Origin of the sequence: Streptomyces sp. TLI_55 (assembly GCF_900206255.1) — a bacterium.
GTDB lineage: Bacteria > Actinomycetota > Actinomycetes > Streptomycetales > Streptomycetaceae > Streptomyces > Streptomyces aquilus.
In genome coordinates, this window is record NZ_OAOJ01000001.1 from 6,820,218 (window position 1) to 6,842,813 (window position 22,596).

A 22,596-nucleotide genomic window follows, 5' to 3' on the forward strand; every position below is an offset into this window, starting at 1 on the left:
CACGGGACACGGGAATCTCCCGGGGTACTCGTGCGTTATGACCAGTGACGAAGTCATGATCGATGACCGATGACGACGTCACGATCGCCGACTCGGCATCCCCAACGACGTAAGGACCCAATGACCTCCTCTTCATCCTTTTCCCAGGACGCGCAGCGCTTCGCGCACACATACCCCGAAGGTCTTCGGGCCGATGCCCTGATGGAAGAGGACGTCGCCTGGAGCCACGAGATCGACGGAGAGCGGGACGGCGACCAGTTCGACCGCTCCGAGCGCGCGGCTCTGCGCCGCGTGGCCGGCCTCTCCACCGAGCTCGAGGACGTCACCGAGGTCGAGTACCGGCAGCTCCGTCTGGAGCGGGTCGTGCTCGTCGGCGTCTGGACCTCGGGGACCGCGCAGGACTCGGAGAACTCCCTCGCGGAGCTCGCCGCCCTCGCGGAGACCGCGGGCGCGCTCGTGCTGGACGGCGTGATCCAGCGCCGCGACAAGCCCGACGCGGCCACCTACATCGGTTCCGGCAAGGCCACCGAGCTGCGGGACATCGTCCTGGAGACGGGCGCCGACACGGTCATCTGCGATGGTGAGCTCAGCCCGGGCCAGCTCATCCACCTCGAAGACGTCGTCAAGGTCAAGGTCATCGACCGTACGGCCCTGATCCTCGACATCTTCGCCCAGCACGCCAAGTCCCGAGAGGGCAAGGCGCAGGTCGCGCTCGCGCAGATGCAGTACATGCTGCCGAGGCTCCGGGGCTGGGGTCAGTCGCTGTCCCGTCAGATGGGCGGCGGCAAGGGCGGCGGCCTCGCCACCCGTGGTCCCGGTGAGACCAAGATCGAGACGGACCGGCGTCGGATCCGCGAGAAGATGGCGAAGATGCGCCGGGAGATCGCGGAGATGAAGACCGGCCGCGAGATCAAGCGCCAGGAGCGCAAGCGCAACAAGGTGCCGTCCGTCGCCATCGCGGGCTACACCAACGCCGGCAAGTCCTCCCTGCTCAACCGCCTGACCGGCGCCGGTGTCCTGGTCGAGAACGCCCTGTTCGCGACCCTGGACCCGACCGTCCGTCGCGCGGAGACCCCGAGCGGGCGCCTGTACACGCTGGCGGACACCGTCGGCTTCGTACGGCATCTGCCGCACCACCTGGTCGAGGCGTTCCGCTCCACCATGGAGGAGGTCGGCGAGTCCGACCTGATCCTGCACGTGGTGGACGGCTCGCACCCGAACCCGGAGGAGCAGCTGCTCGCCGTGCGCGAGGTGATCAGGGACGTCGGCGCGGTCGATGTCCCCGAGATCGTCGTGATCAACAAGGCGGACGCGGCGGACCCGCTGACCCTGCAGCGGCTGATGCGGATCGAGAAGCGTTCCATCGCGGTCTCGGCCCGTACCGGCCAGGGCATCGCGGAACTGCTCGCTCTCATCGACAACGAGCTGCCCCGGCCCTCGGTCGAGATCGAGGCGCTCGTGCCGTACACGCTCGGCAAGCTCGTCGCCCGCGCCCACTCCGAGGGCGAGGTGATCTCCGAGGAGCACACCCCGGAGGGCACCCTGCTCAAGGTGCGGGTGCACGAGGAACTGGCGGCGGACCTCGCGCCGTACGTTCCGGCGCCGGCGGCGTAACAGCGTTATGCGTGAAGGCCCGCCCCTCGTCGTGAGGGGCGGGCCTTCCGTGCGTACGGCCTACTTGCCGCCGTACGTCTTGCTCATGTTCTGGTAGATCGCCTCGGCGGTCGCGCCCAGCTGCGGGCCCGCCAGCCAGGTGTTGTCGGCCGGACCGATCGACGTGTTCGAGACCAGCTTCGTCTCACCGTCCACCACCCGGAACCAGCCGCCGCCGGACGAGCCGCCGGTCATGGTGCAGCCGATGCGGTACATCGTCGGCAGCGTCGTGCTCAGCGAGAGACGGCCCGGCCGGTCGATGCACTTGAACATCTTCAGCCCGTTGTACGGGGCCGCCTGCGGGTAGCCCCAGGCGCCCATCTTGCCGACCTCGGTGGCGGAGGGGGCCGAGAAGTCGATGTCCAGCGCGGCGCCGACCGTCTCCTCCAGCGACTTGGCGCCGGACTCCGGCTTCACGTGCAGCACGGAGTAGTCGTACGCCGCCCCGTCACCGCCGGTCTCCGAGCCGCCCGCGATCCACTCGTTCGAGGTGGAGGCCCAGTCCGCCCACCACTGGCCGTACGGCGCGATCTCCGTGGGGTTGGAGTTCGTCAGCTGCGCCTCGGACTTGCCGTAGTCGTTGTAGGCCGGGACGAACATGATGTTGCGGTACCAGCCGCCGCCGCTGCCCGCGTGCACACAGTGGCCCGCCGTCCACACCAGGTTGGACTTGCCGGGGTGGTTGACGTCCTTGACGACCGTGCCCGAGCAGACGGCATGCCCTTCGGGGGTGTCGAAGAAGATCTTGCCGACCGGGGCCGCGTTCTCGTGGTACGGCGTCTTCTCCGCGGACGCCTCGACGGGCAGCGGGTCCGGGTCGGTGACGCCCGTGTCGGCCGCCGCGTCCTTCGTCGAGTACGTCTTGTTGGCCTCCTTCGCGGACTTCATCCGCTCCGGCTTCCACAGGCCGTCGATGACCGGGTTGACGAAGTCCTTGGCCTCACTGAGCCACTTGTCCTTGTCCCAGTTCTTCCAGCCGCCGTCCTTCCAGTCGTCGACGTCGATGCCGTGCTTCTTGAGCTTGTCGGCGATGTCGGCCGGGATCTGGATCTTGTCGTTGCCGCTGTCGGCCGCCTGGGAGGTGGTGGCCCCGGGCTTGTCGCTCGCCTCGTCCGAGCCGTTGCAGGCCGTCGCGGTCAGCGCCAGGGCGGCGACCAGACCGGTGGCGGCGAGCGTGGTGCGGCGCCGCTTGGAAGACGTACGGGACGTACGTGTGGAACGCATGGTGCGTTGACCCCCGTTGGAGCAGTTGTTGTGCTGATGGTTGAGCTGACGAGCGCGCCGAGGCCGCTCAGGTGTCATGCGCGTGTCACGGCTGGAGAGGTGTCCTCGGGCGCGACACCCCACTATGCCCGTGCAGTTGAGGGCGAACGGCGGCGGGGCGGTGAAGATTTCTTGCGCTCGCCCCGCCGTCGCTCACGTCACCGGCCGCGGATCACGGCACGGCCGGCCCGTCACCTGACAGGCCGCGCATCGCGTCACTGACCGGCGAACTTCTTGCTGACCGAGTCGTACACACCCTTGGCCACGTCACCCAGCCGCGGTCCGGCGAGCCAGCCCGCGGTCACCGGGCCGATAGAGGTGTTGGAGACCAGCGCCGGCTTGCCGTCCGAACCGGTCGCGACCCAGCCGCCGCCGGACGAGCCGCCGGTCATGGTGCAGCCGATGCGGTACATCGTCGGGTCCGACGCCTTGATCGACAGCCGCCCCGGCTTGTCCTGGCACTGGTACATCGTCTCGCCGTCGAACGGCGCCGCCGCCGGATAACCCGTCGCCGTCAGGCTCTGGATCTTCGCCGCCGCCGGGGCGTTGAAGTTCACCGGCAGGGCCGAACCGACGGTCTCCTCCAGGGACTTGCCCGAGCCACCCTTCTCCGGCGTCACATGGATGACCGCGTAGTCGTACGAGGCACCGTCCCCGCCCGTCTCACCGCCCTGCTCGATCCACTGGTCCGAGGTCTGCGCCCAGTCACCCCACCAGACACCGTACGGAGCGACCTCCTCCCGGGAGGCCTTCGCCAACTCCGCCGAGGACAGGGCGTCGTTGTTGTACGACGGTACGAAGGCGATGTTCCGGTACCAGCCGCCCTCCTTGCCCGCATGCACACAATGACCCGCCGTCCAGACCATGTTGGACTTGCCTGGGTGGGCCGGGTCCTGCACGACCGTCGCCGAGCAGACCATCGTGCCCTCGGGGGAGTCGAAGAACACCTTGCCCGCCACCGGAACGCTGTCGTGGTACGTAGCCGACACGGCCTTGGCGTCCACCGGCGCCGGCTCCGGGTCGGTCACACCCTGATCACCCGAGATGTCGCTGTCGTCGACACCCTTGCCCTCGTCCGGGTCCTCGGCGCCGCGCATCCGGTCCGGGTCCCACAGACCCTCGATGATCGGGTTGACGAAGTCCTGGGCCTCACGCAGCCAGTCGTCCTTGCTCCAGTCCTTCCAGGCGCCGTCCTTCCACTTGTCGATATCGATCCCGTGCTCCTTGAGCCGGTCCTTGATGTCGTCCGGGATCGTGATCTTCCCGTCGGAGGAGGCCGAGGCGGAGGCACTGCCCCCTGCCTGGTCATCGCCCGAGTCGCAGGCGGTGGCGGTGAGCGCGAGCGCCGACGCGAGGGCGACGGCGGCCAGCACGGGGGAGGTTCTGCGGCGCGCGCCCCTTTCCCGGCGGGCGGTGAACGACGGCCTTGTGGATCGCATGATCTGACTCCCCCTGAGGTGAACGAACTTGGCGCGGCGGCCATGACCCCACGCCGAACACGGTGTGATCGCAAGCCGGTTGGCATCGATCCCGCGCCGGTCCCCGGAAGCTCCGGGTGTGTGCTCTCACGACCTGTTGGAACGGCATCACACACTATGCGCTCGCTGTGGGGGACTTCCCACGGAACGGCAACGGTTCCGTCACGGCAAGGATCTTGAGGCAACCCGTAACCCGGTGCGGCGTCCGGGGTTGGTAGCGGTGGGGGGCCTGCTGTCCGGGCGCGGTCCTCCGTGCCGGTGGCGGGAGTTCGGCCCGGCCGGGGCGTCGGACGACGGCGGGAGGACAGGAACACGTGGCCGAGGCTCTGCACGGCGGATACGCGTCCGAGGGGATCCTGCGGCGCCAGTCGGCGCGCGAGCCGGCGGCGCGCACCTACGCACGAGCCCTCCCGATCGTGCCCGTGCGGGCGCGCGGGCTGACCATCGAAGGCGCGGACGGTCGCCGCTACCTGGACTGCTGCTCCGGCGCGGGGACCCTGGCCCTCGGACACAACCACCCCGTCGTGCTGGAGGCGATCCGCAGGGTGCTCGACTCCGGCGCGCCCCTGCACGCCCTGGGCCTCCCGACTCCGGTCGAGGACGCCTTCCGCACCGAGCTGTTCCGCACCCTGCCGCCCGGTCTCGCCGACCACGCGCGCGTGCAGTTCTGCGGGCCGGCCGACACGGATGCCGTCGAGGCCGCGTACAGGCTCGTCCGGGCGGCGACCGGGCGCACGGGGATGCTCGCCTTCACCGGCGCCCGTCACGGCATGACCGACGCGGCGCTGGCGGCTGCGGGGGACCTGGCCGGCGTACGGACCCCACGGCTGCCCTACCCGCAGGACTACCGCTGCCCTTTCGGCGCCGGCGGCGCACGGAGTGCCGAACTCGCCACCCACTGGACGGAATCCGTCCTCGACGACCCCGCCTCGGGCGCGACCGGAGCCGCCGGGATGATCGTCGAACCAGTGCAGAGCGAAGGCGGCGTGATCCCGGCGCCGGACGCCTGGCTGCGACGTCTGCACCGGCTCACGGCCGACCGGTCCATCCCGCTCATCGCCGACGAGACCTGGACGGGAGTCGGCCGCACCGGCGTCTTCTGGGCCGTGGAGCACAGCGGGATCACTCCCGACGTGATGGTGCTGTCCCAGGCCATCGGAGGCAGCCTCCCCCTCGCGGTCGTGGTCTACCGCGACGACCTCGGTGCCCATGAACCCACCGCCCCCGCAGGCGCGTTTCGCGGCAACCAACTCGCCATGGCCGCAGGAACGGCCACCCTCGCCCACGTCCGCGAGAACCGCCTCGCGGAACGCGCCTCCCTCCTGGGCACCCGCATGCTCTCCCATCTCCGCTCCCTGCAAGGGCGGTTCGCGTGTGTGGGGGACGTCCGGGGGCGGGGGCTGATGCTCGGGGTGGAGTTGGTGGAAGCGGAGGGTGGGGGTGCGAGGGCTGGTGTTGGCGTCGGTGTCGGCGCCGGTCTCGGTGGGGTCGACGCTGGTGTGGGCGGGGTCGGCACCGCCGTCAGCCCTCGACCCGCCGCTCCCGAACTTGCCGCCGCCGTACAGCGGGAGTGCCTGCGCCGCGGCCTGATCGTCGAGCTCGGTGGACCCAGGGGGAACGTCGTCCGCCTCCTCCCGCCGCTGACCATCACTGACGAGCAGGCGGAGGCGGTGCTCGACCGTCTGTCCGACGCGGTGGAAGCCGCCGCCCATGACCACACTGCGCGCGGGGAGAGACGGGTGGGGCAGCGCCCGCAGCCGAAGCGGAGGCGGCTGGCGCAGCGGCTTGAGCGAGAGCTGGTGCCGCACTCGCCACCGCATCAGCGAGATCGCCCAGACAGTCCAGACCGCCCAGATCAATGACATCCCCACCTCCATACGAACCCCCATACGCCCTCCGCACGAACCCCTAGGAAGCCGGCCTCATAGATCACCCCACCCCTCTACCTGGACACCCCTCCCTGCCCCACTCACAAGGAACAGCCTTGAACACCACCCCGACTCCCGAAGGCCTCAGCCACACGCCGACATCAGGCCGCGCCACGATGGAGCCTCCCCACCAGACCGAGCCGGGGCCGGGTGCTGAAGCGACAGGCGTCTCCGGGCCCCGCTCGCGGGAACGGGTTCCGGAGCAAGGCCGTGGGCGGCGGGACTGGGAGCGGAAGCAGGCACGGGTGCTGGGGCCCGATGACGACAGGCCCGCGGGGGAGCTGACGATCACGAGGGGAGTCGACGGTTCGGGCGACCAGCCCGCGGCAGACCCAGGCGAAACCTCCGCACCGACGAGCCACCCACGTCCACCGGCACCCCGCCTGAACGCCGACTGGCTGCGCGGCGCCACAGCGGACCCCCTGGACCATCCCGACCCGTACACCGCCGCCGAGTCCGCCGCCGTGGAGAACCTGCTGCGCTGTTGGGTACGCGAAGCCGACCTCCCCGCCCCCACCCACGGGACCCTCCGCATCCCGCTGCCCGCCAGCGGCACGGCCCTGCTGGCCCCCGTCCACTACTGGTCACCGACGGGCTGGCACCGCTTCGGCCCACCGAAACTGGCCGGCTCCCCCGAACAGTCGCCACCTCTTGACGCCGTCACCCTCGCCGCACTGCTCGCGAGAGAGCCCTCGACAGACAGCCCGGCGGACACGTCCTCCTCATCCGCCGCCTCCGCCACCACGGCCGGAACTCATCCCACCGCCACAGCCTCAGACGGCACCGACCTCGTAGCCCGCGTCGCCGACTCCCTGCGCCGTACCACCACCTTCATCCGCGAGCGCAGAGAGCATCCTTCGGACGAGCCCGACCTCTTCCTCGCGGCCGAACAGGCCCTGGTCCTCGGCCATCCCCTGCACCCCACACCGAAGAGCCGTGAGGGCCTGACCGACACCGAAGCGCGGCTGTACTCACCCGAGTTGCGCGGTGCCTTTACCTTGCACTGGATCGCTGTCGCCCCCTCCCTCCTAGCCGCCGACTCGGCCTGGACCGAGCGCGGACGCCCCGTCCCCGCCCCTCAACTCACCACGCGCCTCGCCGGATCGGGGCTACCGCTCCCCGACGGTCACGCGGCTCTGCCGCTGCACCCTTGGCAGGTGCGGGAAGTCCGGCACGACCCCGCGACCGCCGCACTGTTCGAGGCCGGACTGCTCCGCGATCTCGGAACACACGGTGCACCCTGGCACCCCACCTCCTCCGTACGCACCGTCCACCGGTCCGGTGCGTTCGCCATGCTCAAACTGTCGCTCGGCCTGCGCATCACCAACTCCCGTCGTCAGAACCTCCGCAAAGAACTCCATCGAGGCGTCGAGGTCCACCGGCTGCTGCGCAGCGGACTCGCCAAGCAGTGGCAGGCCGTGCACCCCGGCTTCGACATCGTCCGCGATCCGGCCTGGCTGGCCGTCGACGGACCGGACGGCAGGCCAGTGCCGGGCCTCGACGTGATGATCCGGCACAACCCCTTCACTCCTACCGACGATGTCTCGTGCATCGCCGGACTCGTAGCGCCAAGGCCTCCCGCGCGGCCGACCAGCGCCGGTGCGGGAGTTGCCGTGGAGCAGTCGGCCATGCGGTCCCGACTGGCCGAGGTCGTCACCCGCCTCGCGGGCCGCACGGGGCGGCCTTTGGGCGCGGTCGCCGCCGAGTGGTTCCTGCGCTACCTGGAGCAGGTCGTCCGCCCGGTGCTGTGGTTCGACGCGGAGGCCGGCATTGCCCTGGAGGCGCATCAGCAGAACACCTTGGTCCTCTTGGACGGCGACGGCTGGCCCAGGGGCGGCCGTTACCGGGACAACCAGGGCTACTACTTCCGCGACTCGCGGCGCGCCGAACTCGACGCCCGGCTGCCCGGTATCGGCGAGCACAGTGACACCTTCGTCTCCGACGAGGTCACCGACGAACGTTTCGCGTACTACCTCGCCCTCAACAACGTTCTCGGGCTCATCGGCGCCTTCGGCTCCCAACGCCTGGCCGATGAGCGTCTGTTGCTCGCCGCCTTCCGCCGTTTCCTGGGGGATGTCGCCTCCGGACCCGCTCGACTGCGCACCACGCTTCCCGCTCGCCTGCTGGATTCACCGGTCCTGCGCTGCAAGGCCAATCTCCTGACCCGACTGCACGGCCTCGACGAACTCGTCGGCCCGGTCGACACCCAGTCCGTTTACGTCACCATCGCCAACCCCCTTCACACCTGACCACCTTCATTCCTGAGGAACATGCCCCGACCCGTCTCCTGAGAGGAGCGCCGCCGTGCCGTCCACCGACGCGAGCGCCAAAGCCACCACCGCCCCCGCCCCGACCGTCGATGCCGGTGCAGCCGCCGGCACCGACCTCGGTCCGGTCGAGGACTCGGGCACGGACTGTGAGGACACGCTCGAACTGCGCCTGCCCGACGCCTTCCTCGCCCTCATCGCCGGGGAGGCCACCGATGCGGATGCGGAACCGGACAGCGAAGAGAGCCGGGCGCAGTTCAGCGCGGTAGCCCCGGGCCGCGACGACCTCCTCGACGGAGTGGCCGACTGGGGCCCTGTGAACACACCCGTGGGCGTGTTCCACCTTGTTCCCGTCCATGCCGAACGGGACCTCCCGCTTCTCGGCCGCTGGATGAACGACCCCGCCGTCGCGGAGTTCTGGGAGCTGGCCGGGCCCCAGAACCGGACGGAGGACCATGTGCGATCCCAGCTCTCCGGCGACGGGCGGAGCGTGTCCTGTCTCGGCATGCTGGACGGCACGGCCATGAGCTACTGGGAGATCTACCGGGCCGACCTCGATCCCGTGGCCCGCCACTATCCCGCCCGGCCTCATGACACCGGAATCCACCTCCTCATCGGAGCCGCCGCCGACCGCGGGCGAGGTCTCGGCAGCGCACTCCTCAGAGCCGTCGCCGATCTCACGCTGGACAAGCGGCCCGCCTGCTCACGCGTCATCGCGGAACCCGACCTTCGCAACATTGCCTCCGTCTCCGCCTTCCTGAGTGCCGGTTTCCGCTTCTCCGCCGAGATCGATCTGCCGGAGAAGCGAGCGGCCCTGATGGTCCGCGACCGGTCACTGCGCGATGTGCTGTGACGCGATACCGGTCGATGTCACCTCGCGTCACATCGTCATCACTTTTGGTACACCGCTCGGGCCGCTCCGGTTCCCACTCCCGAGACAGCTTTTTCCAGGTTTTCCAGCCGAGCGGATTGCGCCGAAACCCGGCATGCGGAGACACAGTCGGCCGGTGTCGACCGCATGCGACCGATTTCGACCCCACTCGCCCCCGAGTGACCCCAACCGATCGTGCCTCTGCCCTCACCGAGGCCCGATCCAGCCCCTCGTCTCACCCTTGACCACTCGTTTGTCAGTGCCGGGCCGTAGGGTTGTCGCGCTATGACAAAGCCCTCACTCCCCGAACTCCTGCATGCTGCCGTCACTGCCGTCGGCGGCACGGAGCGCCCCGGTCAGGTGACCATGGCCGAAGCCGTCGCGGAGGCGATCGACGACGGCTCCCATCTGCTGGTCCAGGCCGGCACCGGCACCGGAAAGTCGCTCGGCTATCTCGTGCCCGCGCTCGCGCACGGGGAGAGAGTCGTCGTCGCGACCGCCACCCTGGCCCTCCAGCGCCAGCTCGTGGAGCGTGACCTGCCCCGCACGGTGGACTCCCTGCACCCGCTGCTGCGCCGCCGCCCGGAGTTCGCGATGCTCAAGGGCAGATCGAACTACTTGTGTCTGCACCGACTGCACGAGGGCGTGCCGCAGGACGAGGAGGAGGGTCTCTTCGACCAATTCGAGGCGGCCGCCCCCACCAGCAAGCTGGGCCAGGACCTGCTGCGGCTGCGGGACTGGTCGGACGAGACGGAGACCGGCGACCGGGACGACCTCACCCCCGGCGTCTCCGACCGGGCCTGGGCCCAGGTGTCGGTGTCGTCGCGCGAGTGCCTGGGCGCGACGAAGTGCGCCTACGGCGCCGAGTGCTTCGCGGAGAACGCCCGTGAGCGCGCCAAGCTCGCCGAGGTCGTCGTCACCAACCACGCGCTGCTCGCGATCGACGCCATCGAGGGCGCCCCGGTCCTCCCACAGCACGAGGTGCTGATCGTCGACGAGGCGCACGAGCTGGTGTCGCGGGTCACCGGCGTCGCCACCGGCGAGCTCACGCCCGGCCAGGTCAACCGCGCGGTGCGCCGCGCGGCGAAGCTCGTCAACGAAAAGGCCGCCGACCAGCTCCAGACCGCCGCCGAGGGCTTCGAGCGGCTGATGGAGCTCGCCCTTCCCGGCCGCCTGGAGGAGATCCCGGAGGACCTCGGCTACGCGCTCATGGCCCTGCGAGATGCCGCCAGGACCGTCATCTCCGCGATCGGCGCCACCCGCGACAAGTCCGTCCAGGACGAGGACGCGGTCCGCAAGCAGGCGCTGGCCTCCGTGGAGACCGTGCACGACGTGGCGGAGCGGATCACGAACGGCTCCGAGTGGGACGTCGTCTGGTACGAGCGCCATGACCGCTTCGGCGCGTCCCTGCGCGTGGCCCCGATGTCGGTGTCGGGCCTGCTCAGGGAGAAGCTGTTCGCGGACCGCTCGGTCGTTCTGACCTCGGCGACTTTGAAGCTGGGCGGTGACTTCAACGGAGTGGGCGCCTCCCTGGGGCTGGCCCCCGAGGGCACCGAGGGTGACGACCTCCCGCAGTGGAAGGGCGTCGACGTCGGCTCGCCCTTCGACTATCCGAAGCAGGGCATCCTCTATGTGGCCAAGCACCTGTCGCGCCCCGCGCGGGACGGCGACCGCGCGGACATGCTCGACGAACTGACCGAGCTGATCCAGGCTGCCGGCGGTCGCACCCTGGGCCTGTTCTCCTCGATGCGGGCCGCACAACTCGCCGCCGAGGAACTGCGCTCCCGAATCCCCGAGTTCCCGATCCTCCTCCAGGGCGAGGAGACCCTCGGTGAGCTGATCAAGAACTTCGCGGCCGACCCGAAGACGTGCCTGTTCGGCACGCTGTCGCTCTGGCAGGGCGTGGACGTCCCCGGCCCCAGCTGCCAGCTGGTCGTCATGGACAAGATTCCGTTCCCACGGCCCGACGACCCGCTGATGAGCGCCCGCCAGAAGGCCGTTGAGGACGCGGGAGGCAACGGCTTCATGGCCGTCGCCGCCACACACGCGGCGCTGCTCATGGCCCAGGGCGCCGGCCGTCTCGTACGGGCGTCGGGGGACCGTGGTGTGGTGGCCGTACTGGATCAGCGACTCGCGACCGCGCGGTACGGGAGCTATCTGAAGGCGTCACTGCCCGACTTCTGGTTCACGACGGACCGTAACCAGGTCCGGAAGTCGCTGGCCGCGATCGACGCGGTGGCCAAGCAGGCGGAGTGAGGGGGCATGGGTCTGCCCGACCGGTGTCGGTCGGGCAGACCCGCGCCCCAGGCGTCCGAAGACGCCGCACAGCACTGGGCCCCGGAACCGGCGCAGGGGTCCCGGGGCCCGGTCAGGGGGCGGACCTCGAAAGGGCCTGCCCGCCGCGGCCGTCACACGCGGCGCAGCACCGCCACCACCTTGCCGAGGATGGTCGCGTCGTCGCCGGGGATCGGCTCGTACGCCGCGTTGTGCGGGAGGAGCCAGACGTGGCCGTCCTCGCGCTTGAAACGCTTGACGGTGGCTTCGCCGTCGAGCATGGCGGCCACGATGTCGCCGTTCTCGGCGACCGGCTGGCGGCGGACCGTGACCCAGTCGCCGTCGCAGATCGCGGCCTCGATCATCGAGTCGCCGACGACCTTGAGGACGAACAGCTCACCGTCACCGACGAGCTGGCGCGGGAGCGGGAAGACGTCCTCTACGGACTCCTCCGCGAGGATCGGGCCACCGGCGGCGATGCGGCCGACGAGGGGGACGTACGACGCGGCGGGCTTGCCGGCGGTGTCCGTGGGCTGCACGGAGGCGGCCTGGTCGGAGCCGCGCACCTCGTACGCGCGGGGGCGGTGCGGGTCGCGGCGCAGGAAGCCCTTGCGCTCCAGTGCCATGAGCTGGTGTGCGACCGAGGACGTGCTGGAGAGGCCGACCGCCTGTCCGATCTCCCGCATGGACGGCGGGTAGCCGCGCCGCTGCACGGAGTCCCTGATGACCTCGATCACCCGGCGCTGTCGGTCGGTGAGTCCCGAGCTGTCGGCGCGGATGCCTGGAGGTCGGCCCGGCAGGGAGCGCTTGTGTCCCTCGGGATTCACGGCTTCGTTCATCGCATGCACCGGCTCGAGTCGGCCCTGGGAGCGGTCCTGGGCAGTGATGGTGGCACTGTCTGCGGTGGTGGTCACGTCGGCCCCTCTCGATGGTCTCCCTGCTGGACAACGGTAGTTGCTTTCGAAAGGTTGCGCCAAACACACGTTCGAGTGAAAAAGTCTGCTTCACCTGACGTGATCATGTGCCTGGGTGTATAGCCAACGCGGCGCCTGGCGGACAAAAGGGCCCTTTGTTGTACTCTTCACCGCCGGGTGATGACCTCGTGGGTTGTCGACCCAGTCTGCCATCCGGCGTCCCGTCAACCGGGATGCGGCCCTCATCTGCGCGGGAGTCCCACGTCCTCTCCGTGTGGCGCCCACGGTATCTCCGCATGCGCCGCAGCGGTACGCCTGTGCACGGCCATGTCCCGCGTGGCGCCCCGGTCATGGGGCACATGCCAATACGAGAGCAACACGCGCGTACGGCGTGTTTGCGGTGACGATCCCTACATCTAGTGCTTGGATTGCTACAGCAGCCCAGAAGTTGTGGTCCCCCGGGTCTCCGCGGCCTCTGAGATCGCCTATGCTTGGGGCTGCTTCGAGGGGCCCATGGGCCCCGGCGAGGCTATTGAGTCTGCTGTGAGGAGGGTTGGGAGTTCATGCACTGCCCCTTCTGCAGGCACCCCGACAGCCGCGTCGTCGACAGTCGTACGACCGACGACGGCACGTCGATCCGCAGGCGCCGCCAGTGTCCGGACTGCTCCCGTCGTTTCACGACCGTGGAGACGTGTTCGCTCATGGTGGTCAAGCGGTCCGGAGTCACCGAGCCTTTCAGTCGTACCAAGGTCATCAACGGCGTGCGCAAGGCATGCCAGGGACGACCTGTCACCGAGGACGCTCTCGCCCAGCTCGGCCAGCGGGTCGAGGAAGCGGTGCGGGCCACCGGAAGCGCCGAGCTGACCACCCATGACGTGGGGCTGGCCATACTCGGCCCGTTGCAGGAGCTCGATCTGGTCGCCTATCTGCGATTCGCCTCCGTCTACCGGGCGTTCGACTCGCTCGAGGACTTCGAGGCCGCGATCGTGGAACTGAGGGAGGCGACGGGGCGTCCCGACGTGGACGCGGACGTGGGGAGCCAGGAAGAAGACGACCGCGGGGCGGGAGAGGCCGTATCGGTCCCCGAGCCCGCGGGTGCCGCCGACTGATCAATGGGGCGGCCCGGCCGTCGGAGCCCGGGTCGGCCGGACGGCGGCGACGAAGACCTGTTGCGGGCGGTAGCGAGTGGGTGCCCGCAATACAAGACAGAACACCGTGCCACGGGAACATCGGGGCACTTCAGGGCGTTTTCGCCCGTACCAGGGAGGCGGCATGACAGAGACGGCGAGCGGTCCGGCACGAGGTTCCCGAGCCAAGGGCACCAAGGCCACCAAGGGACTGCGTATCGAGCGCATCCACACCACCCCCGGCGTGCACCCGTACGACGAGGTCCAGTGGGAGCGTCGTGACGTCGTCATGACCAACTGGCGCGACGGCTCGGTCAACTTCGAGCAGCGTGGCGTCGAGTTCCCCGACTTCTGGTCGGTGAACGCGGTCAACATCGTCACCAGCAAGTACTTCCGCGGTGCCGTCGGCACCCCGCAGCGCGAGACCGGCCTCAAGCAGCTGATCGACCGCATCGTGAAGACGTACCGGAAGGCCGGCGAGGACTACAAGTACTTCGCCTCGCCCGCCGACGCCGAGATCTTCGAGCACGAGCTGGCGTACGCCCTCCTGCACCAGATCTTCAGCTTCAACAGCCCCGTGTGGTTCAACGTCGGTACGCCCCAGCCGCAGCAGGTCTCCGCCTGCTTCATCCTGGCCGTCGACGACTCCATGGAGTCGATCCTCGACTGGTACAAGGAAGAGGGCATGATCTTCAAGGGCGGCTCCGGTGCCGGCCTGAACCTCTCCCGGATCCGCTCCTCCAAGGAGCTGCTGTCCTCCGGCGGCAACGCCTCGGGTCCCGTCTCCTTCATGCGCGGTGCCGACGCCTCCGCGGGAACCATCAAGTCGGGCGGCGCCACGCGTCGCGCCGCCAAGATGGTCATCCTCGACGTCGACCACCCCGACATCGAGGACTTCATCGAGACCAAGGTGAAGGAAGAGGAGAAGATCCGCGCCCTGCGCGACGCGGGCTTCGACATGGACCTGGGCGGCGAGGACATCACCTCCGTCCAGTACCAGAACGCCAACAACTCGGTCCGCGTGAACGACGAGTTCATGAAGGCCGTCGAGCAGGGCGGCAAGTTCGGCCTCCGCGCGCGGATGACCGGTGAGGTCATCGAGGAGGTCGACGCCAAGTCCCTGTTCCGCAAGATGGCCGAGGCCGCCTGGGCGTGCGCCGACCCGGGCATCCAGTACGACGACACCATCAACCACTGGCACACGTGCCCGGAGTCCGGCCGTATCAACGGCTCGAACCCGTGCAGCGAGTACATGCACCTGGACAACACGTCCTGCAACCTCGCCTCGCTGAACCTGATGAAGTTCCTCAAGGACGACGGCAAGGGCCACCAGTCCTTCGACGTCGAGCGCTTCTCCAAGGTCGTCGAGCTCGTCATCACCGCGATGGACATCTCCATCTGCTTCGCGGACTTCCCGACGCAGAAGATCGGTGAGAACACGCGCGCGTTCCGCCAGCTCGGCATCGGCTACGCCAACCTCGGCGCCCTGCTGATGGCGACCGGCCACGCCTACGACTCCGACGGCGGCCGTGCCCTCGCCGGCTCCATCACCTCCCTGATGACCGGCACGTCGTACAGGCGTTCCGCCGAACTCGCCGCGGTCGTCGGCCCGTACGACGGCTACGCCCGCAACGCGCAGCCGCACCTGCGGGTCATGAAGCAGCACGCGGACGAGAACACCAAGGCCGTCCGCATGGACGACCTGGACACGCCGATCTGGGCCGCCGCCACGGAGGCCTGGCAGGACGTGCTGCGTCTCGGTGAGAAGAACGGTTTCCGTAACTCCCAGGCGTCCGTCATCGCCCCGACCGGCACCATCGGTCTCGCGATGTCCTGCGACACCACCGGTCTTGAGCCCGACCTCGCGCTGGTCAAGTTCAAGAAGCTGGTCGGCGGCGGCTCGATGCAGATCGTCAACGGCACCGTCCCGCAGGCCCTGCGCCGCCTGGGCTACCAGGAGGAGCAGATCGAGGCGATCGTCGCCCACATCGCCGAGAACGGCAATGTCGTCGACGCCCCCGGCCTCAAGCACGAGCACTACGAGGTCTTCGACTGCGCCATGGGCGAGCGCTCCATCTCCGCGATGGGCCACGTCCGCATGATGGCCGCGATCCAGCCCTGGATCTCCGGCGCCCTGTCCAAGACGGTCAACATGCCGGAGTCGGCGACCGTCGAGGAGGTCGAGGAGATCTACTTCGAGGCCTGGAAGATGGGCGTCAAGGCGCTCGCCATCTACCGCGACAACTGCAAGGTCGGCCAGCCCCTCTCCGCGAAGACCAAGGAGAAGGTGAAGACCGAGGTCACCGCCAAGGCCGAGGCGACCATCCGCGAGACGGTCGAGAAGGTCGTCGAGTACCGCCCGGTCCGCAAGCGCCTCCCCAAGGGCCGTCCCGGCATCACGACGTCCTTCACGGTCGGCGGCGCCGAGGGTTACATGACCGCCAACTCCTACCCGGACGACGGTCTCGGCGAGGTCTTCCTGAAGATGTCGAAGCAGGGCTCCACCCTCGCGGGCATGATGGACGCCTTCTCGATCGCGGTCTCGGTCGGCCTCCAGTACGGCGTGCCGCTGGAGACGTACGTCTCGAAGTTCACGAACATGCGCTTCGAGCCGGCCGGCATGACGGACGACCCGGACGTGCGGATGGCGCAGTCGATCGTCGACTACATCTTCCGCCGCCTGGCGCTGGACTTCCTGCCCTTCGAGACGCGCTCCGCGCTCGGCATCCACTCCGCCGAGGAGCGTCAGCGGCACCTCGAGACCGGCTCCTACGAGCCGACCGAGGAAGAGGTCGACGTCGAGGGCCTGGCCCAGTCGGCGCCGCGCGCTCAGGAGCTGAAGGCCGTCGCCACGCCCAAGGCCGAGGTCGAGGCAGCCAAGCCCGCCCCGAAGCAGGCTCACACCAGCGCCGAGCTGGTGGAGATGCAGCTGGGCATCCAGGCCGACGCCCCGCTCTGCTTCTCCTGCGGTACGAAGATGCAGCGGGCCGGTTCCTGCTACATCTGCGAGGGCTGCGGCTCGACCAGCGGCTGCAGCTGATCACGCACGCGTGAGTGACATGTGAGGGCGGTGGGGCCGGTTCCGGCTCCACCGCCTCTTGCTCGTCCGTGTTCCTTTGCGTGTCCGCGTGGCGCGGGTCAGGGCTGGTGTGCCTTCCCCATGGCCGCGGTGAACCCCGCAGGATCGTCCTCGAAGCCGTGGATGCCCGGACGGAACTCCCAGGTCCCGGAGCCGTCCCGGACGAACTCCGCGACGGTCGCCGCCGTGGCCCCGAGCACCGTCCCGAAGTCGTCCTCGGTCAGGACCGTGTAGCCCTCACGGATGCGCAGCGCCGGGTTGGCCACCCCGACGAACGTGCGCTCCTCGGAGCGCTGCTGGATGACTATGCCGACCACCACGCGCGCGTACCGGCTGTCGAGCCGGTCGAGTTCGAGCGTCATGACCTCGTCCCAGCCGAAGCCCTTGCCGTCCTTGCTGTCCCGGTTGAGGTACATGGTGCCGTCGGGGGAGCGGCTGTCGAAGTGCACCACGTAACCAGGGTCGCCGTACGGATCGCTCGCCGGGTAGGGCGCGGCAACGATGTCGAGGTCGGTGGCCGCGTGGCCCGGGGGACTCGGGTCCCACTTCAGTGCGACTTCGACCTTGCGGATCCCCTTGTTGAGGCCGTTCACCAGGCTTCCCCTTCCCCGTGTGTCGCGGCCCGAACTGCCTTGAGGTCAGGGCCGGTTGTCCATCCTGCCACGCGCTCGGCATCCCGCGCGGGAGAGATCTCTGCCGGAGCGTGACCGACGCCACGCTGGGTGGCCTTACGATGGCGCGGTGCTGGTCAAGTGGATTCGCTGCACCGTGGTGGACCGCCGCGGCTTCGAGCGGGGGCAGCGAAAGTGGGCGGGGCTACTCGGTGAGCCGGGGTTTCGGGGACAGGGCGGAGGCTGGAGCCGGGGGCGGACCGGGGTGGCGCACATCTTCTCCTTCTGGGAGAGCCGTCCGTTCTACGACTCCTTCATGGCCCGCTCCCACGACCGGCTGGCGTCCGCACAGTCCGGCACGTTCAAGGACGCGCAGGTCAAGCTGTTCGACTATCGCTTCGACGTGAAGACCGGGTTCGAGCCGCGTTTCACCGACGCCGACCTGGTGCGCGTCGCGCACTGCCGGGTCCACGAGGAACGGGCCGAGCACTTCACGCTGATGCAGGAGAAGGTCTGGAACCCGGCGATGGCCGGCTCGCCCGGCATGATCCGCGGCTTGTTCGGCGAGGCGCCGGGCCACGAGTTCATCGTCCTGTCGATGTGGCAGTCGGCCGCCGAGCACGGCAAGTACCGCACGGAACGCGTCGAGCGGCTGGCTCTGCGCGCCCAGATCGAGGCCGACGTGGCCTCTCTCACCGGAGACATCGTGCAGCTCGAACCGACCTGGACGGTTTGAGATCCGGACCCGCTACACGTGAGTCGTTGTGAGGCCTGTGGTGCAGGAAATGTGTGACCTACGCCGTATGGAGGCCGTAGGGGTGCTCGATCGGGCCTGAACCGATCTAGGGTTTTGGCATGGCACGACCACGGCGCATCGTCCTTGTCCGGCACGGCGAGTCAACGGGCAATGTTGATGACACCGTGTACGAACGCGAGCCCGACCACGCGTTGGCACTGACCGAGCGAGGCTGGCAGCAGGCGGAGGAGACGGGTAAACGGCTGCGCGAGATATTCGGCCGCGAACGCGTCAGCGTCTACGTGTCGCCGTACCGCCGCACCCACGAGACCTTCCGCGCCTTCCACCTCGACCCGGAGCAGGTACGCGTGCGTGAGGAGCCGCGGCTGCGCGAGCAGGACTGGGGGAACTGGCAGGACCGCGACGACGTACGGCTGCAGAAGGCCTATCGGGACGCCTACGGCCACTTCTTCTACCGCTTCGCCCAGGGGGAGTCCGGGGCTGACGTCTACGACCGGGTCGGCGGCTTCCTGGAGAGCCTCTTCCGCAGCTTCGAGGCCCCCGACCATCCACCGAACGTCCTGCTGGTGACCCATGGTCTGGCCATGCGCCTGTTCTGCATGCGCTGGTTCCACTGGAGCGTGGCGGAATTCGAGTCGCTGGCTAATCCCGGGAACGCCGAGATGCGCATGCTCGTTCTCGGTGACGACGGCCGGTACGCCCTTGACCGGCCCTTTGACCGCTGGCGAGATCCGGAACCGTACGGGATCACCGGATAGAGTGGCAGAGCGATGACCGCTGACTCCTCTCCCGACGGGCGCCTGGACCGCGCCCTGTCCAGCCTGCGCGGGCTCGCGGTCGGAGACGCTCTCGGCTCACAGTTCTTCGTGCCGGTGAACTACCCGCTGCTCAAGCGCCGCGAGCTGCCGTCCGAGCCCTGGCAGTGGACGGACGACACCGAAATGGCCTGCTCCGTGGTGGCCGTCCTGGCCGCCCACCACCGCGTCGACCAGGACGCGCTCGCGCAGTCCTTCGCCCATCACCACGACTTCGACCGCGGCTACGGCCCGGCGGTCAACCGCCTGCTGCGACTGGTCCGCGAAGGCGGCGACTGGCGTGAGCTCGCCGCCGGACTCTTCAACGGACAAGGGTCCTGGGGCAACGGCGCCGCGATGCGGATCGCCCCGCTCGGCGCCTGGTATGCGGACGACCCGGAGCAGGCGACGCATCAGGCGGAGATCTCCGCCTACCCCACGCACCAGCACCGTGAGGCCGTGGTCGGTGCCATGGCGGTCGCCGCGGCGGCCTCGCTGGTCGCGGCCCCCAGTGGCCCGCCCACCCCCGAGGAGCTCCTCGACGGGGTCGTCGCGCTCGTCCCGAAGTCCGCCGTCGGCGCGGGCCTGCGCCGCGCCAGGGACATGCTCGACTACGGCGACGTGAGCACCGTCGCGGCCGTGCTGGGCTGCGGTCGGCGTACGACGGCTCATGACACGGTGCCGTTCGCGATCTGGTCGGCCGCCCGGTCTCTCGGTGACTACGAGGAGGCGTTCTGGTCGACCGCCCAGGTGGGGGGCGACGTGGACACGACCTGCGCCATCGTGGGCGGCATCATCGCCTCGGGGAAGGCGGGAGCGCCGCCCGCCGAGTGGGTGGGTCGGACCGAGGCGCTGCCGGAATGGCTGGCGGTGGCCGGCTGAGGCGGCCCCGTGCGGTAGCGGTGTCGATCTCCGTCCGCGGGGTGGATCAGGTCGATCACCGAGTGCGCGAAAACTCTCCGTGCAGGGCGGGAACTCTGCGTAACCAGCCGTGCGTTCTCGTGGTATCCGCCGTGTGATCCATGGGCACACGCGGCCAGGTGTCGTACGAGGGGCGCAGGGGGTGGCATGTACGGGATGTGGGTCCTGGTGGGCTTGCTGACTCTCGCTGCGTGGACGACCGGACCGGCGCTCTCGTCCTCCGTCGTGCGGGCGAGGTCCGGGTCCGGCCGTCCACGGCTCTGGGCGAGCCCCCTCCGGTCAGCCGAGCCCGGGACCCGCCGTGCCCGCGAGCGCTTCCAGGTCGCTCTTGCGGACCCGGATGACCAGCCAGGCGGTGGCGAGGGCGAGTACGGCCATCGCGGCCGCCGCGACGAATCCCATCGAGATGCCCTGCGCGAGCACCTCGTGGCCCCAGGGCGCGGGCAGCTGATGCGTCTTGGCGAACTCCGCCTTCTGCTCCGCCGTCCCGTCGGCCATGAAGTGGGGCAGTTGCTTCTCCGCCTCGTCCTTGCTGGCCGAGCCGAACACCGTGGTCAGGATGGACAGGCCGAGCGAACCGCCCACCTGCTGCGTCGCGTTGAGCAGTCCGGATGCCGCGCCCGCCTCGTGCTGGGCGACGCCGGAGACCGCGGTGATGGTCAGCGTGACGAAGTTCAGGCCCATCCCGAAGCCGAACACCAGCATCGGGCCGAGCACACCTCCGGCGTACGTGCTGTCGGAGCTGATCAGGGTCTGCCAGAACAGGCCGATCACCGCGAGGGCCGAGCCCACGAGCATGAACGGCTTGGGGCCGAGCACCGGCAGGAACCGCTGCGACAGACCCGCGCCGAGCGCGATCACGACCGTCACCGGAAGGAAGGCGAGGCCCGCCTCGATCGGGGTGTAGTCCAGCACGTTCTGTACGAAGAGGACGATGTAGAAGAACATGCCGAACATCGCCGCGGCCAGGCTCAGCATGATCACGTACGTGCCCGAGCGGTTGCGGTCGGCGAACATCCGCAGCGGGGTGATCGGTTCCTTCGCGCGCGTCTCGATGAACGCGAAGGACAGCAGCAGGACGACCGCGGCGGCGAAGGACCCGATCGTCAGACCGTCCCGCCAGCCCTCGTCCGCCGCGCGGATGAAGCCGTAGACCAGCAACGCCATGCCGGCCGTCGAGGTCAGTGCGCCCGCGATGTCGAAGCGGCCGGTGTGCCGCTCGGACTCGCTGATGTACAGCGGCGTGAGAACGGCGATCAGAACACCGATCGGCACGTTGACGAAGAGCACCCACCGCCAGTCGAGCCACTCGGTGAGCATGCCGCCCGCGAGCAGTCCGATCGCGCCGCCGCCCGCCGAGACGGCGGCGAAGACTCCGAAGGCCCGGTTCCGCTCCGGGCCTTCGGGGAACGTGGTGGTGATGAGGGCCAGCGAGGTGGGCGAGGCGATCGCGCCACCCACGCCCTGCAGGACGCGGGCCGCCAGCAACTGCCATGGTTCCTGGGCGAGTCCGCCGAGGAGCGAAGCAAAGGTGAACAGCAGGATGCCGGCGGTGAACACCCGCCGCCGACCGAGGATGTCACCGGCGCGGCCGCCCAGGAGCAGCAGACCGCCGAAGGTGAGGGTGTAGGCGCTGACGACCCAGGTGAGGTCGGTGGTGCTGAACTTCAGAGCGTCTTGAATGTGCGGGAGTGCGATGTTCACAATCGTCGCGTCGAGTACCACCATGAGTTGGCAGGCCGCGATGACGGCGAGCGCGATGCCGGGGTGTCCTTCCCGGCGCGCCGCACCTGGCTTCTGATCTTTGATCAACTGAGAGGTTGTCACTATGGGTCCCCCACAAGTGCGTTAGTGAACGCTCGCGTTCACTGTCGCGTCCACGGTAGTGAGTCCTCCATAGTGAACGCAAGCGTTCACTTAGGTTGTGGTCGCGCGGCGTGTCCCCCGTCGTCGCCGTGCGTCTTCCCCATGTCCCCGGAATCCCCGCTTCCCCTGCTCGCTGGAGAAACTCAGATGGTTACCTCGCGCTGGACGGCCGCCCCCGCTCAGGCGGCCTCCCTCCGTCGGCGCGGCGCCGTGCTCGAACGCGCGATCCTCGACGCCGCGCTGGAGCAGCTCAGCACGGTCGGCTGGAAGGGCCTCACCATGGAGGGCGTCGCCGCAGGCGCCCAGACCGGCAAGGCCGCGGTGTACCGTCGCTGGCCCTCCAAAGAGGACCTCGTCGCGGATGCGCTCAAGGCCGGACTGCCGCTGATCGACGAGGCGCCGGACCTGGGAGGGCTCCGCGAGGACCTCCTCGCGCTCTGCCGGCAGGCGCGCGACGCGATGTACTCACGTCCTGGCTTCGCGCTCCGCGCAGTGATTCACGAATGCGACGACGCTCAGGCGGAGCGCTTCCATGGCGTGATCTTCGGAGGGGTCGTGGAGCCGACGCTCAGGCTGCTCGGGAAGGTCATCACCCGTGGGATCGAGCGGGGAGAGGTGCGTGCCGATGCCGCGAACGGCTATGTCTTCGACGCGATCCCGGCGATGATGATGTACCGCTCCAAGATGAGCGGAAGCGAATGGAGTGACCAGGAGCTGCAGGAGATGATCGACCAGTTCATGGTCCCGCTGCTGCGGCCGAGCGGTGACTGAGGAGGCCTCGCGGCGGCCGTCG

Annotated in this window: 16 protein-coding genes; 11 read left to right on the top strand and 5 right to left on the bottom strand. The window is 69.2% G+C overall.

Annotated elements, in window-relative coordinates; translation table 11 throughout:
- Positions 1-120 precede the first annotated feature (120 nt).
- Positions 121-1,614 (top strand): GTPase HflX, encoded by a 1,494-nt coding sequence (hflX, locus tag CRP56_RS31505; RefSeq protein WP_097269705.1) that lies wholly within the window; start codon positions 121-123, stop codon positions 1,612-1,614.
- Positions 1,615-1,674: 60 nt separating this feature from the next.
- Here the strand turns inward: hflX and CRP56_RS31510 are convergent, their stop codons facing one another.
- On the bottom strand, positions 1,675-2,877 hold the full coding sequence (locus CRP56_RS31510; protein ID WP_097269707.1) for a trypsin-like serine peptidase: 1,203 nt from the start codon (positions 2,875-2,877) through the stop codon (positions 1,675-1,677).
- Between the two features lie 254 nt (positions 2,878-3,131).
- A complete protein-coding gene (locus tag CRP56_RS31515; protein ID WP_097269710.1) occupies positions 3,132-4,355 on the bottom strand; it encodes a trypsin-like serine peptidase in 1,224 nt (407 codons plus the stop codon).
- Positions 4,356-4,708: 353 nt separating this feature from the next.
- Here CRP56_RS31515 and CRP56_RS31520 point away from each other — a divergent pair, with 353 nt between their 5' ends.
- The 4 genes from CRP56_RS31520 to CRP56_RS31535 all read left to right on the top strand — a co-directional run bounded on the left by CRP56_RS31520 (position 4,709) and on the right by CRP56_RS31535 (position 11,716).
- The gene (locus tag CRP56_RS31520; protein WP_257041273.1) at positions 4,709-6,256 is read left to right on the top strand and encodes an aminotransferase class III-fold pyridoxal phosphate-dependent enzyme; all 1,548 of its coding nucleotides are present in this window, start codon (positions 4,709-4,711) and stop codon (positions 6,254-6,256) included.
- A gap of 182 nt (positions 6,257-6,438) precedes the next feature.
- Positions 6,439-8,571, top strand: coding sequence for an IucA/IucC family protein (locus tag CRP56_RS31525; protein WP_441349502.1), 2,133 nt, complete (start codon positions 6,439-6,441; stop codon positions 8,569-8,571).
- A 55-nt stretch (positions 8,572-8,626) separates the two neighbouring features.
- Positions 8,627-9,442, top strand: coding sequence for a GNAT family N-acetyltransferase (locus tag CRP56_RS31530; RefSeq protein WP_097269712.1), 816 nt, complete (start codon positions 8,627-8,629; stop codon positions 9,440-9,442).
- A gap of 303 nt (positions 9,443-9,745) precedes the next feature.
- Positions 9,746-11,716, top strand: a complete 1,971-nt coding sequence (locus tag CRP56_RS31535; RefSeq protein WP_097269714.1) for an ATP-dependent DNA helicase — start codon at positions 9,746-9,748, stop codon at positions 11,714-11,716.
- Positions 11,717-11,868: 152 nt separating this feature from the next.
- On the opposite strand, the gene lexA is transcribed toward CRP56_RS31535, so the two are convergent.
- Positions 11,869-12,648 carry a transcriptional repressor LexA gene (gene lexA / locus CRP56_RS31540; RefSeq protein WP_059198553.1) on the bottom strand — a complete coding sequence of 260 codons (780 nt, stop codon included), beginning with the start codon at positions 12,646-12,648 and terminating at the stop codon, positions 11,869-11,871.
- A 563-nt stretch (positions 12,649-13,211) separates the two neighbouring features.
- On the opposite strand from lexA, the gene nrdR reads away from it, so the two are divergent.
- Both nrdR and CRP56_RS31550 read left to right on the top strand, forming a co-directional pair.
- Positions 13,212-13,757 (top strand): transcriptional regulator NrdR, encoded by a 546-nt coding sequence (gene nrdR / locus CRP56_RS31545; RefSeq protein WP_059198554.1) that lies wholly within the window; start codon positions 13,212-13,214, stop codon positions 13,755-13,757.
- A 163-nt stretch (positions 13,758-13,920) separates the two neighbouring features.
- Entirely contained in the window at positions 13,921-16,815 is a 2,895-nt protein-coding gene (locus CRP56_RS31550) for a vitamin B12-dependent ribonucleotide reductase (RefSeq protein ID WP_097269716.1), read from the top strand.
- 98 nt (positions 16,816-16,913) lie between these two features.
- Here the strand turns inward: CRP56_RS31550 and CRP56_RS31555 are convergent, their stop codons facing one another.
- A complete protein-coding gene (locus tag CRP56_RS31555; RefSeq protein WP_097269718.1) occupies positions 16,914-17,447 on the bottom strand; it encodes a TerD family protein in 534 nt (177 codons plus the stop codon).
- 148 nt (positions 17,448-17,595) lie between these two features.
- Between CRP56_RS31555 and CRP56_RS31560 the strand changes: the two genes are divergently transcribed.
- From CRP56_RS31560 to CRP56_RS31570, 3 genes are all read left to right on the top strand, one after another.
- Positions 17,596-18,201 carry a YdbC family protein gene (locus CRP56_RS31560; protein WP_097269720.1) on the top strand — a complete coding sequence of 202 codons (606 nt, stop codon included), beginning with the start codon at positions 17,596-17,598 and terminating at the stop codon, positions 18,199-18,201.
- Between the two features lie 119 nt (positions 18,202-18,320).
- Positions 18,321-18,980 carry a histidine phosphatase family protein gene (locus CRP56_RS31565; RefSeq protein WP_097269722.1) on the top strand — a complete coding sequence of 220 codons (660 nt, stop codon included), beginning with the start codon at positions 18,321-18,323 and terminating at the stop codon, positions 18,978-18,980.
- Between the two features lie 12 nt (positions 18,981-18,992).
- Positions 18,993-19,898, top strand: coding sequence for an ADP-ribosylglycohydrolase family protein (locus tag CRP56_RS31570; RefSeq protein ID WP_097269725.1), 906 nt, complete (start codon positions 18,993-18,995; stop codon positions 19,896-19,898).
- Positions 19,899-20,216: 318 nt separating this feature from the next.
- On the opposite strand, the gene CRP56_RS31575 is transcribed toward CRP56_RS31570, so the two are convergent.
- Positions 20,217-21,764: an MFS transporter gene (locus tag CRP56_RS31575; RefSeq protein ID WP_097269727.1), complete on the bottom strand. Its 1,548-nt coding sequence runs from the start codon at positions 21,762-21,764 to the stop codon at positions 20,217-20,219.
- A gap of 186 nt (positions 21,765-21,950) precedes the next feature.
- Here CRP56_RS31575 and CRP56_RS31580 point away from each other — a divergent pair, with 186 nt between their 5' ends.
- Positions 21,951-22,574: a TetR/AcrR family transcriptional regulator gene (locus CRP56_RS31580; RefSeq protein ID WP_097269729.1), complete on the top strand. Its 624-nt coding sequence runs from the start codon at positions 21,951-21,953 to the stop codon at positions 22,572-22,574.
- Positions 22,575-22,596 lie beyond the last annotated feature (22 nt).